This window comes from Streptomyces sp. NRRL B-24572, from assembly GCF_002156145.1.
Taxonomy (GTDB): domain Bacteria; phylum Actinomycetota; class Actinomycetes; order Streptomycetales; family Streptomycetaceae; genus Streptomyces; species Streptomyces vietnamensis.
The window spans coordinates 1-12810 of the sequence record NZ_MWIG01000419.1 but is presented as its reverse complement, the minus strand read 5'-3'; the positions used below and the strand labels follow the sequence as shown (position 1 = coordinate 12810).

Below are 12810 nucleotides of genomic sequence, written 5' to 3'. Positions count from 1 at the left end.
CGTCTTGCGTCACGCGTCTTGCGTCACACGTCTTGCGTCACACGTCTTGCGTCACACGTCTTGCGTCACGCGTCTTGCGTCACGCGTCACATCACGTCGAGCGTGGCCCGGCGTCGGCTCCCCCGCTCGAAGACGGCGAGGAGGGCGACGGCGAGCAGCCCCCATCCGGCGCCGACCGCGAGCTCGGCTCCGAGCAGGTGTCCGTCCAGGCCGGCGCCGGCGGTCAGCCCGCGCGCCGCGTCCGCCGCGTGCGTGAGCGGCAGCAGCCCACCGGCGACCCGCATCCACTCCGGCAGCGTCTCCCGGGGCACGGCGGCGCCGGTCAGGAGCAGCAGCACCGAACTGGCCACGTTCGACACCAGGAACACGTCGCGGAAGCGCAGCCCGAGCGCTCCGAGCGCGAGCCCGAAGGCCGAGCAGGCGCCCGCCGCGGCGAGCAGCACCAGACCGAGCCCGGGGAGCGCCCCGGCGGGCACGGGCAACCCGAGGACGAGCGCGGCGGTGGTGAGCACGAAGGCACTGACGAACAGCCCGTTGAGGACGTACGGGAGGGCTCGTCCGGCCCACAGGGGCAGCCGGTGGCGGGGCGAGAGCAGGACGGCCCCGAGGGTGCCGTACCGGCGCTCGTTGGCGACGGCCATCGTGCCGCCGTACACGCAGGAGGCGGAAGCTGCGAGGACGGCGTTGCCCACGAGGTGGAAACGATCGTCGGCGACACCGAGTTCCCTGCCCAGGAAGACGAAGAAGAAAACCTGGAGCAGGGGTCCGACCAGCAGTGTTCCGATGAACATGGGCGGGGTCGTCCAGTTGAACAGGGCGCGGTACGAGATCGCCCCGCCGACCACGAGCAGCCGGGAGGAGGCGTGGAAGCGGAAGCCGAGGGATCGGCACCGGAAGCGGAACATCCGACGGTGGCCTTTCAGGCGAGGGCGAGGGTGGCGGCGGCGCGGGCCCGGCGCTCGACCCGGCCGAGGACGAGGACGGCGGCGAGGGCGTAGCCGGCGCCGAGGGCGAGGGCGGTGAGCAGCGGCGGGATCACGTCCCCGCCGGAGGCCGCCGCGTGGACGGCCCGAGCGCCCCAGGTGGTGGGCAGCGCCCAGGAGATCGGGTGGGTCCAGGCGGGCAGCACGGTGACGGGGACGAGCAGCCCGGACAGCAGCCAGACGGGCGTGTCGAGCGGGTTGGCGAGGGCGTTGGCGTTGCGCAGCAGGACGAAGGTCGCGGCGAGGAGGAGCCCCATCATGCCGAGCGCGAGGACGCACACCGGGACGGCGACGAGGAAGAGCAGCGGGTGCGCGAAGTCGAGCGGCACGTCGAAGAGCAGCACGCCCCAGAGGACGGTGGCCCCCATCGCGTACGTGCCGATGACGGCGGTCGCGAGGGTGATCGGCAGGAGTACGAGCGAGAGCGGGGTGGGCGCGACGACGAGGGTCTCCAGGGTGCCGAGCCAGCGCTGGTTCTGCACGGCGCCGCCCGAGCCGAAGAGGACGGAGCCCCAGATGCCCATGAGTCCGGCGCCGACGGAGGCGGTGAGCAGCCGGTCGGGATCGCCGGCGGCGCGGAACAGGTAGACGGCGAGGGTCGCGTAGACGAGCGGGACGAGGACGGCGAAGGTGATCTCGATCGGGGAGCGGGACATGTACGAGACGTGGGTGCGCACCCCGACGCCGATCAGGCGCAGGACGCGGGTCGGGCGGGTCACGCGGGCACCCCGTCCGGCTCGGCGGAGGACGACGACTCGGTGGGGGCCGGGGCCTTGGTGGAGACCGCCGCTTCGGCGGGGGACGCCTCCTCGCTGGGGAACGCCTCCTCGGTGGAGGCCGTCGCCTCCTCCACGATCGCGATGTAGGCGTCCTCCAGGGAGGGTTCGCGGCTGACCACCCGTCCGATGCGGACGCCGTCGAGGGCGGCCAGGACGGGTGCGTGGAGCTCGGCGCCGCGGTCCGTCTGCACGCTCACGGTCTGGACCGCGCCCCGGTCCTCGGTGGACACGCCCCGGACGCCGGGCACCCGCCGTACCCGGTCGAGGGCCTCTTCGCCCGCTCCGTACGCCTCGATGTCGAGGACGTCCCGGTCCCCGACGCGGGACTTGAGACTCTCGGGGGTGCCGAGGGCGCGGATCCGGCCGCCGGCGATGACCGCGATGCGGTCGCAGAGTTCGTCGGCCTCGGCCATGTAGTGGGTGGTGAGGAGGACGGTGGTGCCGGCGGCGGCCAGGTCGGCGACGGTGCGGCGCAGGTCGCGGGCGGCGACGGGGTCGACGCCGATGGACGGTTCGTCGAGGAAGAGGACGTCGGGGCGGTGGAGGAGGCCGCGGGCGATGTGGAGGCGCTGCCGCATGCCGCGCGAGTACCCCTCGACGCGTTCCTTCTCCCGGCCCGTCAGGCCGACGAGGTCGAGGAGTTCGGCGATGCGCCGCCTCTGGTCGCGGGCGGGGACGCCGTACAGCTCGGCGAAGTAGCGGAGGTTGTCGAGTGCGGAGAGCCGGTCGTACAGGCCGCGGTCGCCACCGAAGACGTATCCGATCCTGCGGCGTACGGAGACGGGGTCGCGGGCCACGTCGTGGCCGAACACCCGGGCCGTGCCGGAGGTCGGCAGGAGCAGGGTGTTGAGCATCTTGATGGTGGTGGTCTTCCCGGCGCCGTTGGGGCCGAGCAGGCCGAACAGCTCTCCCGGCGCCACCTCGAAGGTGACGCCGCGCACGGCCTCGGTCTCGGTCCGCCGGGACCTCGGCCACCCGGTCCTGCTGGTGTAGGTGCGGCGCAGCGCGTCCGCCTCGATTGCGAGCATGCGCCGGACGGTAGAAGCAGGTGGGAGGGCCGGGCCATCGATTCGGGAGGCCCCGAATCGTCGAGCCACGGCCCTGAGTGGTCGGGCCACGACCCCGAATCGTCGGGCCACGACCCCGAGCCGTCGGGCCACGACCCCGAATCATCAGGCAACAGCCCCGAATCGTCGGGCCACGACCCCGGCTCCTCGGCCGCGGCCCCTCCGGGCTCATGCCACCGCGCGCAGGACGTCCTCCCCGGCGAGCAGCGCGAGCAGCGAACGGCCCGTGTCCGTCAGCTGGTAGTACACCGAGCGCCCGACGCGGTGGCGGGTCACCACACCTGCTTCCGCGAGGACCGACAGGTGCTCGGAGACCGTGCTGGCGGCGAGGCCGAGCCGGTCGGCGAGCCCGGCCGTGGTCAGGGGTCCGCCCAGTTCGCGCAGGACGGCCGCCCGGCCCCGGCCGAGCATGAGCCCGAGCCGGTCCTCGGCGACGGGCTCGGCCGGCTCGCGCAGGGCGGCGGCGCCCCGGGCCTGGAAGCTGAGCGCGAAGACCTCGGGGTCGTCGGTGGAGTAGAGCCGGCAGCCCTCCGCGAAGACCAGCGGCACGAGGACGAGGCGCCGCTCGCCGGGGGCGTACTCGGCGTCGATGTACTTGGTCAGTTCGAGCACGGGAGGCATCCACCGCCCTCGTGTCTCCAGACCCGCGAACAGCGCGTCGACACCCTCCGTCGCGAACGTCCTCGCCCGGACGAGGACTTCGTCCTCGACGAGCCGGCGCATCGTCGGCCAGTACGGCTCGATCGCACCCTCCCAGTAGGCGGCGTACGCGTCGGCGAGCGCCGCGCAGGCGGCCTCCGGGTCCTTCAGGTAGGGCTGCAGGAAGGGCGCGTCGAGCAGGTCCGGGTAGCAGACGGCCGCCTGGGCGCGGACGAACTCCGGGTCGGTGGCCCGCAGCGCGGCGAGCTCCTCGTGGATGTGGACGGTGCCGAAGGGCCGGGGCAGCAGGAAGTCGGAGACCTCTCCCGGTCCCTTCTCGATCAGGTCCCACAGGGGGCGGAGCCGGTCGTCCTCGCGCCACACCTCGCGCGCCTGCCCGACCCACTCCTGGTAGGGCCAGGAGGGGTGCCGGTGCGGCAGCGCGAGGTGCATCGCGCAGAACGTGTCACGCAGCGGGCTGATCGCGATCCGGGTCGCCCCGAGCGAGGCCTCGTCCAGTTCGATCCGTATCAAGTGCCGCTCCCTTCGGTCACGGGCAGCAGGGAGGCGGGGATCAGGAAGCCCTCCTCGACGAGCAGCCGGATCGCCTGCGGGGTGCGGTCCCGCAGCAGGACCGGGTCCTCGCCCATCAGCTGTCCGATCGCGTCGAGGATGCGGCCCGCGCTGAGGGTGCCGTCGCAGACGCCGGCGAACCCGGCGCCGACGTGGTCGACCTTGGTGGCGCGGCGCATGCCCCGGTTCTGCCGGAGCACCACGTGCTCGGGGTCCTCGGCGCCCGGCAGTCCGACCTGCTCCTGCACGACCTCGGGCGCGAGGGTGAAGCTGTCGGCGAGGAGCGCGGCGTCGTCGTGTCCGCGCAGGTAGTCCTGGCGCTCGAAGTGGGCGCGGACGGTGGGCCCGAGGGGCTGCTCGACGGGGTGCGGCCATTCCTCGACGACGATCGAGGGCTGGACGGCGCCGGAGGCCACGGCCTCGCTGCGCCGGATCGTGATCCAGCCGAAGCCGACCGCGCGGGTCTTGCTCGCCTCGAACTCGTCGAGCCAGCGGTCGTACGCCGCCCGGTAGGCGTCCGGGTCGCCGCGGTGGTCGCCGCTGTCCCGCAGCCACAGTTCGGTGTACTGGGTGATGTCCTGGACCTCGCGCTGCACGATCCAGGCGTCGCAGCCGCGGGGCACCCAGGACCGCAGCCGCTCCTGCCACTCCTCGCCCTCGACGTGCTGCCAGTTGGCGAGGAACTGGGCGTACCCGCCGTCGTTGAGCCGCTCCCCGGCCTGCTGGACGAGCGTGCGGCACAGGTCGTCGCCGCTCATCCCGCCGTCCCGGTAGGTGAGGCCGGCGCCGGGGGAGATCACGAACGGCGGGTTGGAGACGATCAGGTCGTACGTGTCGCCGTCGACGGGCTCGAAGAGGGAGCCGGTCAGCAGCTCGGCCTCGCGGGCCCCGGAGAGGGCAAGGGTGAGCCGGGTGAAGTCCAGGGCGCGCGGGTTGAGGTCGGTGGCGGTGACCAGGGTGGCGTGCTGGGCGGCGTGCAGCGCCTGGATGCCGGAGCCGGTGCCGAGGTCGAGCGCGGAGGAGACCGGCGTACGGACCGTGATGCCGGCGAGGGTGGTGGAGGCGCCGCCGACTCCGAGGACGACTCCTTCGTCCTTCTTCCCGATGCCGCCGGCGCCGCCGACGGCGCAGCCCAGGTCGGAGACGATGAACCAGTCCTCACCGTCGGGTCCGCCGTACGGCCGGACGTCGACCGTGGCGAGCACGGTGTCGTCCTCGGGGACCAGCCAGCCGTCGGCGAGGGCCTCGTCGAGCGGGAGCGCGGCGGCGGCCCGGTCGGCGGCGACGGGCTCCTGGAGGAGGAAGAGCCGGACGAGGGTCTCCAGCGGGGAGTCTCCGCGGGTGGCGCGCAGGGCGGGAACGGTCTCGCTGCGGGCGAGCGCGGCGTAGGCCGGGGCGCCGAGCAGGTCGAGCAGGCCGTCGGCGGTGAAGTCGGCGGCGAGCAGAGCCTCGCGCAGACGGGCGGCGTGCGCGGGCACCGGGAGGCGGGAAGGCAGGGTCGTACTCACCGCTCCATTGTGACGGCCGCCACCGACATCCGGGCGGCCGACCCGGCGGCGGGCGGCCGATCGCCGCAGGCGCCGGGGCCGATCGGCCCCGGCCCCGGTGCTTGCGCCTCGGCCGGGTCGGCCGGCCCGAGTGTGCTCCTCGGCCGGGTCGGCCGGCCCGAGTGTGCTCCTCGGCCGGGTCGGCCGGCCCTGGCGTCTGCCCTTCGCTGCTGCCGGGCTAGGACTTCTTGGTCGGCTTGGCGGACGCCTTCTTAGTCGGGTCCGAGGAACCGGAGTCCGAGTCGGAGTCGGAGGTGGATCCGGAGGTGGGGGTGGAGCCGGCGTTCGGGGAGGCGGAGGTCTTCGGCGGGACCGAGGCCGTGGGCTTCTGGCAGCCGGGCTGCTTGGCCATCGCCTGGCCCAGCTCGCCTTCCTCCAGCTTGGACAGGGCGTTCTGGTCCATCTTCTCGATCTTGGTCAGGCCGTCGGCGACGCCCTGGAGACCGTCCGCGAACTTCTGCTGGTTCGTCGGGTCCAGCGCGTCGACCTGCTTCTTGAGCCCCTCGTAGGCCAGCGCGGTGGCGTTGAGCTCCTTGATCGCGTCCTGTTGGATCTTCTGGCCGTTGTCGACGGGCGGGGCGCCGGCGGCCTCGACGGCCTTGGCGAGGGCGCGGTCGGCGTTCGCGATGTCCTGGAACGCCTTGGAGTCGGCGGCCTGGATCTCGGCAGGCTTGCTGTCGGCAGCGGTCGAGATGATGATCTGGTGGGCGTCGGCCCGCTTCTGGATCTGCGGCTTCGCCTGGTCGCAGAAGGTCTTCGCCCAGTCACCCACCTTGTCGCCCTCGTCACTGCTGCAACCGGACAGCGCGAGCACCAGTACCGCGCCGCCGGACAGTGCGGCCGCAAGCTTCTTGTTCAACGGATCGGTCCCTTCCAAGGCTCTCGGCCCCGGAACATACACGCCGAACAGGCTACTTCCACTTTTCGTGCGACGGATTACGCCCACTTTGCAGCCTTTTGAACCAAGGGATGAACCTCACGACCACCCCGTAAACGCCCGGGAAATGAGACGGACGCCACGTCAGGAGACGGCCACCGAGCGCCTCTTGGAGGCGCGGACCGCGCCGATCACGACGAGGAGCGCGATCGCCGCGACCGCGGCCCGCAGGCCGGCGCTCGCGTCGCTGCCGTAGCTGAACCGCACGACCGCCGGGGCGATCAGCAGCGCGACCAGGTTCATCACCTTAAGGAGGGGGTTGATCGCCGGGCCCGCCGTGTCCTTGAACGGGTCGCCGACCGTGTCCCCGATGACGGTCGCCTCGTGCGCCTCGCTGCCCTTGCCGCCGTGGTTTCCGTCCTCGACCAGCTTCTTCGCGTTGTCCCAGGCGCCACCGGAGTTGGCGAGGAAGACCGCCATCAGCGCGCCCGCCCCGATCGCCCCCGCGAGGTACGCGCCGAGCGGGCCGACCCCGAGCGCGAAGCCGACCGCGATCGGGGCCATCACGGCGAGCAGTCCGGGTGTGGCGAGTTCGCGCAGCGCGTCCTTGGTGCAGATGTCGACGACCCGTCCGTACTCCGGCTTCTCGGTGAAGTTCATGATCCCGGGGTGTTCGAGGAACTGCCTCCGGACTTCGTAGACGACCGATCCGGCCGAGCGGGACACCGCGTTGATGGCGAGCCCCGAGAAGAGGAAGACGACCGCCGCGCCGAGGATCAGCCCGAAGAGGTTGTTGGGCTGCGAGATGTCCAGGGAGAGCGTCGCCTCGCCGAGCCTCCCGGCCCTCCCGAACTCCCCGACGTCGGCGATCGCGGTCGCGATGGCGTCCCGGTACGAGCCGAAGAGCGCCGACGCCGCCAGGACGGCGGTGGCGATGGCGATGCCCTTGGTGATGGCCTTCGTGGTGTTGCCGACGGCGTCGAGGTCGGTGAGGACCTGCGCGCCCGCCCCCGTGACGTCCCCGGACATCTCCGCGATGCCCTGGGCGTTGTCGGCGACCGGGCCGAAGGTGTCCATGGCGACGATCACGCCGACGGTGGTGAGCAGTCCCGTCCCGGCGAGGGCCACCGCGAACAGCGCCAGCATGATCGAAGTGCCGCCGAGCAGGAACGCCCCGTAGACGGTGAGGCCGATCAGCAGGGCGGTGTAGACGGCTGACTCCATGCCGAGCGCCACGCCCGCGAGGACGACGGTCGCGGGGCCGGTGAGCGAGGACTTGCCGATGTCCCTGACCGGCCGCCGGTTCGTCTCGGTGAAGTAGCCGGTGAGCTGCTGGATGAGCGCGGCGAGGACGATGCCGAGGGCGACCGCGACCAGGGCGAGGACCCGCGGATCGCCGCCGTGGGTGTGGATGCCCGGCTCGGTGACGCCTGCGAGCTCGGCGTACGAGGACGGCAGGTACGTGAACGCGGCGACGGCGACGAGCGCCAGCGAGATCACCGCCGAGACCAGGAATCCGCGGTTGATCGCGCTCATCCCGCCGCGGTCGGCGCGCCGCGGGGCGACCGTGAGGATGCCGATCACGGCGGTGACCACGCCGATCGCCGGCACCATCAGGGGGAACGCGAGACCATGGTCGCCGAAGGCCGCCTTGCCGAGGATGAGGGCGGCGACCAGGGTCACGGCGTACGACTCGAAGAGGTCGGCGGCCATGCCGGCGCAGTCTCCGACGTTGTCGCCCACGTTGTCGGCGATGGTGGCGGCGTTGCGCGGGTCGTCCTCGGGGATGCCCTGCTCGACCTTGCCGACGAGGTCGGCGCCGACATCGGCGGCCTTGGTGAAGATGCCGCCGCCCACCCGCATGAACATGGCGATGAGCGCGGCGCCGAGTCCGAACCCCTCCAGGACCTTGGGCGCGTCGGCGGCGTAGACGAGGACGACGCAGGAGGCCCCGAGCAGTCCGAGGCCGACCGTGCACATGCCGACGACCCCGCCCGTACGGAACGCGATCCGCATCGCCCGGTGCGCGACCTCGCTCCGGTCCTTCTCGGGTTCACCCGGCGCCGGGGTGGCCTCCCTGGCCGCGGCGGCGACCCGCACGTTGGCCCGTACGGCGAGCCGCATGCCGAGATAGCCGGTGACCGCCGAGAAGAGCGCCCCGACCAGGAAGAACAGGGAACGTCCGGCGCGCTGCGACCAGTCGTCGGCGGGCAGCAGCATCAGCAGGAAGAACACGGCGGCCGCGAAGACGGCGAGGGTCCGCAGCTGCCGCGCGAGGTAGGCGTTGGCCCCTTCCTGCACGGCGGCGGCGATCTCCTTCATCCTCTCGGTGCCCTCACCGGCCGCGAGCACCTGGCGGACGAGGAGCCGCGCGACGACCAGCGCGGCGAGGGCGACGGCCGCGACGACGACCACGATCGTCCGGTTCCCGCTCGTGAGCACCGCCGCGGCGAGAGTTGTGGGGTACATGGACGGATCATAGGGAGACAAACCGACACAGACCGGGATGCGCCAATTCGTGGGCGAGGGCACCCACCGGCAAAACGGAAGAGGCCCCGCGATGCGGAGCCTCTTCCGTTTGCACGTGTACGGGTCAGGACAGGACGTCCGCCGAGTTCACCGGCCACGTCATCCGGATGGTGCCGCCGTCCTCGCCGGCGCTCACCTCGACGTCGTCGACGAGCCCGCGGATCACCGCGAGCCCCATCTCGTCCTCACCGCCGGCGTCGTCGAAGTCCTCCGCCGGGGCCGCAGTCCGCGCGCCGGGAACACCGGCTGCATCGGCCGCCGCCACTCCCGCACCCGGCACCTCGTCGCCGACCTCGATGGAGAACGTCTTCTCCTCCTCGGTCAGGACGACCCGGATGGGGGTCGTGACGTCGTTGCTCCGGTGCAGCCCGACCGCGCGGGAACAGGCCTCACCCACAGCGAGACGCACCTCGTCGAGGACCGCCTCGTCCACACCCGCCCGGCGCGCGACCGCGGCCGCCACCAGACGGGCCGTGCGGACGTGCTCGGGCTGAGCACTGAAGCGGAGTTCAACGGTGGCCATGCGAACCCCCTGGGCTCAGTCGACGGCGTTGACGGCCTCGTCGACCGAGGTGTGGATCGGGAACACCTTGGTGAGACCCGTGATCCGGAAAATCTTGAGAATGCGCTCCTGGTTGCAGACCAGACGCAGCGAGCCCTCGTGGGCGCGAACGCGCTTCAGGCCGCCGACGAGCACACCGAGGCCGGTGGAGTCGAGGAAGTCCACGCCCTCCATGTCGACGACCAGGTGGTAGCTGCCGTCGTTCACCAACTCGACCAACTGCTCGCGCAGCTTGGGCGCGGTATACACATCAATCTCGCCACCGACCTCGACGACCGTACGGTCACCACCAGCGCCGGACACATTGCGAGTCGACAGGGACAGGTCCACGGATCCTCCAGCACCTTGCTATCGGGCGATCGTCCCCTCGAGTCTCCGGGGCGGAGCCGAGGAACGGAACGCCAGCCGCGATGGCATTCAATCACTTACCAGCAGCCATGCACGACGCCTTGGAAGCATTGTCCGTCATGGCAGTGACACACTCGGTGCCGATGGCCAAGAATCACCGCCCCCGTCGTCCGGCCGGGGAAACGGGCGACCGCCCCTCTCCCGGCATGATCCTGGACCGGCTCTCCTCGGGCGAGAGCCGGGCCGCGCGCATCACTCATACGGAGCACATGCCCGCCCGGGAGGGCCGCCATGCCGTCTGGCCGCACCGCATCCGTCCGGAGGTGATCGCGGCGGTCCGGGCAGCCGGCATCGAGCACCCCTGGGCCCACCAGGCGGAGGCCGCCGAGCACGCCCTGGACGGCGAGTCCGTGGTGATCGCCACGGGCACCGCCTCGGGCAAGTCGCTCGCCTACCTCGCCCCGGTGCTCAGCACCCTCCTGGACGGCTCGGAGGCCCCGAACGGCCGCGGCACCACCGCCCTCTACCTGGCGCCCACCAAGGCCCTCGCCGCCGACCAGCGGCGCGCCGTGCGGGAACTGGCCGCCCCGCTCGGCAACCGGATCCGCCCCGCCGTCTACGACGGCGACACGCCGGTCGAGGAGCGCGAGTGGGTCCGCCAGTACGCGAACTACGTGCTGACCAACCCCGACATGCTGCACCGGGGGATACTCCCCTCCCACCCCAGGTGGTCCTCCTTCCTGCGCTCCCTGCGCTACGTCGTGATCGACGAGTGCCACACCTACCGGGGCGTCTTCGGCTCCCACGTCGCCCAGGTGCTGCGCCGCCTGCGCCGGATCTGCGCCCGGTACGGCTCCGAACCGGTCTTCCTCCTCGCCTCGGCCACCTCCGCCGAACCCGCCCTGGCCGCCGGCCGCCTCACCGGCCTGCCCGTCACCGAGGTCTCCGACGACGCCTCCCCGCGCGGCGAGCTGGTCTTCGCCCTGTGGGAGCCGCCGCTGACCGAGCTGCAGGGCGAGCGTGGCGCGCCCGTGCGCCGCACCGCCACCGCCGAGACCGCGGACCTGCTGACCGGCCTGACCCGGCAGGGCGTCCGCTCGGTCGCCTTCGTCCGCTCCCGGCGCGGCGCCGAGCTGATCTCGGTGATCGCCCAGGAACGGCTGGCCGAGACCGACCGCGCGCTCGCCCGCCGCGTCGCCGCCTACCGGGGCGGCTACCTGCCCGAGGAGCGCCGCGCCCTGGAGCGGGCCCTGCACTCCGGCGAGCTCCTCGGCCTGGCCGCCACGACCGCCCTGGAACTGGGCGTGGACGTCTCAGGCCTGGACGCCGTCCTGATCGCCGGCTACCCGGGCACCCGAGCCTCCCTGTGGCAGCAGGCGGGCCGAGCCGGCCGCTCGGGCGAGGGCGCCCTCGCGATCCTGGTCGCCCGGGACGATCCGCTGGACACCTTCCTCGTCCACCACCCGGAGGCGATCTTCGAGCAGCCGGTCGAGACGACCGTCCTGGACCCCGACAACCCCTACGTCCTCGCCCCCCATCTGTGCGCCGCCGCCGCGGAGCTCCCGCTGACCGAACCGGACCTGGCCCTCTTCGGCCCGGCCGTGCCCGGCCTGCTGCCCCAGCTGGAAGGCGCCGGCCTGCTGCGCCGCCGCTCCACCGGCTGGTACTGGACCCGCCGTGAGCGGGCCGCCGACCTGACCGACATCCGGGGCGGCGGCGGCAGCCCCGTCCGGATCGTGGAGGCCGGCACCGGCCGCCTCCTCGGCACGGTCGACGAGGCCGCCTCCCACACAGCCGTCCACGAGGGCGCCGTCCACCTCCACCAGGGCCGCACCTACCTGGTGCGGGAGCTCGACCTCAAGGACTCCGTGGCCCTCGTCGAGGAGGCCGTCCCTCCGTACTCCACCACCGCCCGCGACACCACCTCCATCACCGTCCTCGAAACCGACACCGAGATCCCCTGGGGAGCCGGCCGCCTCTGCTACGGCTCCGTCGAGGTCACCAACCAGGTCGTCTCCTTCCTCCGCCGCCGCCTGATCACCGGCGAGGTGCTCGGCGAGACCAAGCTCGACCTGCCGCCCCGCACCCTGCGCACCCGGGCCGTGTGGTGGACGGTCACCGAGGACCAGCTCGACGCCGCCCGGATCACCCCGGAGATCCTCGGCGGCGCCCTGCACGCCGCCGAGCACGCCTCCATCGGCATGCTGCCGCTCTTCGCCACCTGCGACCGCTGGGACATCGGCGGCGTCTCCGTACCGCTCCATCCCGACACCCTGCTGCCGACCGTCTTCGTGTACGACGGGCACCCGGGCGGCGCGGGCTTCGCCGAGCGCGCCTTCCACACCGCCCGCGCCTGGCTGACGGCCACCCGGGAGGCCATCGCCTCCTGCGAGTGCGAGGCGGGCTGCCCCTCCTGCATCCAGTCCCCGAAGTGCGGCAACGGCAACGATCCGCTTCACAAGCGCGGCGCCGTCCGCCTCCTCACGGAACTCCTGAAGGAGGCCCCGGAGCCGTCCCAGGTGCTCTCTCCGGCAGCGGAGCCCGCCCCGGAGGACCCGCCCGCGACCTGACCTCCGGCCGGTACGGGCCGCGCACGACCCTGGCGGCCACCTCCGCGATCCCGTCTCGCACCGCGCACCGCGCCAGCTCGGCGCCCTGCGCGGCGGCCACCCGCGAGGCGGCGGCGCACGCCTCGGCCTCGCCCCACAGGGCCCGGTCCGCGGCGGCGAGGGCGGCCAGGTCGGCGGCCCCGCCGGCCCGGTGCCTGGCGGCCACCGCCTGCCCGAGCGCGAGCACCACCCCGAACACCACGCACAACGCGCACGCCGCGAACGCGGCCCACACGGTCGCCGCCCCACGGTCACCACCACGGCGGGCTCTCCGCCCCGTCACGGCACTCCCCCACC

At 72.8% G+C, this 12810-nt stretch carries 11 protein-coding genes; 1 reads left to right on the top strand and 10 read right to left on the bottom strand.

The features are described from left to right. Positions 1-86: 86 nt before the first annotated feature. The 9 genes from CCN56_RS24260 to CCN56_RS24220 form a co-directional block, all read right to left on the bottom strand. The gene (locus CCN56_RS24260) at positions 87-905 is read right to left on the bottom strand and encodes an ABC transporter permease (RefSeq protein WP_086829967.1); all 819 of its coding nucleotides are present in this window, start codon (positions 903-905) and stop codon (positions 87-89) included. 14 nt (positions 906-919) lie between these two features. After that, the gene (locus CCN56_RS24255) at positions 920-1702 is read right to left on the bottom strand and encodes an ABC transporter permease (RefSeq protein ID WP_256962118.1); all 783 of its coding nucleotides are present in this window, start codon (positions 1700-1702) and stop codon (positions 920-922) included. Next, positions 1699-2790, bottom strand: a complete 1092-nt coding sequence (locus CCN56_RS24250; protein WP_256962117.1) for an ABC transporter ATP-binding protein — start codon at positions 2788-2790, stop codon at positions 1699-1701. The genes CCN56_RS24255 and CCN56_RS24250 overlap by 4 nt, the downstream gene beginning before the upstream one ends. A gap of 207 nt (positions 2791-2997) precedes the next feature. Beyond that, on the bottom strand, positions 2998-4002 hold the full coding sequence (locus CCN56_RS24245) for a helix-turn-helix transcriptional regulator (protein ID WP_086829965.1): 1005 nt from the start codon (positions 4000-4002) through the stop codon (positions 2998-3000). Next, a complete protein-coding gene (locus CCN56_RS24240; RefSeq protein WP_086829963.1) occupies positions 3999-5549 on the bottom strand; it encodes a methyltransferase in 1551 nt (516 codons plus the stop codon). Before CCN56_RS24240 ends, CCN56_RS24245 begins: the two co-directional genes overlap by 4 nt. A 217-nt stretch (positions 5550-5766) precedes the next feature. Then, positions 5767-6447 carry a small secreted protein gene (locus CCN56_RS24235; RefSeq protein ID WP_086829961.1) on the bottom strand — a complete coding sequence of 227 codons (681 nt, stop codon included), beginning with the start codon at positions 6445-6447 and terminating at the stop codon, positions 5767-5769. 162 nt (positions 6448-6609) lie between these two features. Continuing rightward, positions 6610-8934: a sodium-translocating pyrophosphatase gene (locus CCN56_RS24230; protein WP_086829959.1), complete on the bottom strand. Its 2325-nt coding sequence runs from the start codon at positions 8932-8934 to the stop codon at positions 6610-6612. Positions 8935-9058: 124 nt separating this feature from the next. Then, entirely contained in the window at positions 9059-9517 is a 459-nt protein-coding gene (locus CCN56_RS24225) for an ATP-binding protein (RefSeq protein ID WP_086829957.1), read from the bottom strand. 15 nt (positions 9518-9532) lie between these two features. Beyond that, a complete protein-coding gene (locus tag CCN56_RS24220; RefSeq protein WP_015034520.1) occupies positions 9533-9886 on the bottom strand; it encodes an STAS domain-containing protein in 354 nt (117 codons plus the stop codon). An 80-nt stretch (positions 9887-9966) separates the two neighbouring features. Here CCN56_RS24220 and CCN56_RS24215 point away from each other — a divergent pair, with 80 nt between their 5' ends. Then, positions 9967-12474 carry a DEAD/DEAH box helicase gene (locus tag CCN56_RS24215; protein ID WP_086829955.1) on the top strand — a complete coding sequence of 836 codons (2508 nt, stop codon included), beginning with the start codon at positions 9967-9969 and terminating at the stop codon, positions 12472-12474. On the opposite strand, the gene CCN56_RS24210 is transcribed toward CCN56_RS24215, so the two are convergent. Beyond that, entirely contained in the window at positions 12386-12796 is a 411-nt protein-coding gene (locus CCN56_RS24210; protein WP_086829969.1) for an Rv3654c family TadE-like protein, read from the bottom strand. The two genes, CCN56_RS24215 and CCN56_RS24210, sit on opposite strands and share 89 nt — an antisense overlap. Positions 12797-12810 lie beyond the last annotated feature (14 nt).

Coding starts and splice junctions, on each gene's coding strand:
- CCN56_RS24260 (WP_086829967.1), bottom strand. CDS start 905: ATGTTCCGCTTCCGGTGCCGATCCCTCGGCTTCCGCTTCCACGCCTCC.
- CCN56_RS24250 (WP_256962117.1), bottom strand. CDS start 2,790: ATGCTCGCAATCGAGGCGGACGCGCTGCGCCGCACCTACACCAGCAGG.
- CCN56_RS24230 (WP_086829959.1), bottom strand. CDS start 8,934: ATGTACCCCACAACTCTCGCCGCGGCGGTGCTCACGAGCGGGAACCGG.
- CCN56_RS24225 (WP_086829957.1), bottom strand. CDS start 9,517: ATGGCCACCGTTGAACTCCGCTTCAGTGCTCAGCCCGAGCACGTCCGC.
- CCN56_RS24215 (WP_086829955.1), top strand. CDS start 9,967: ATGGCATTCAATCACTTACCAGCAGCCATGCACGACGCCTTGGAAGCA.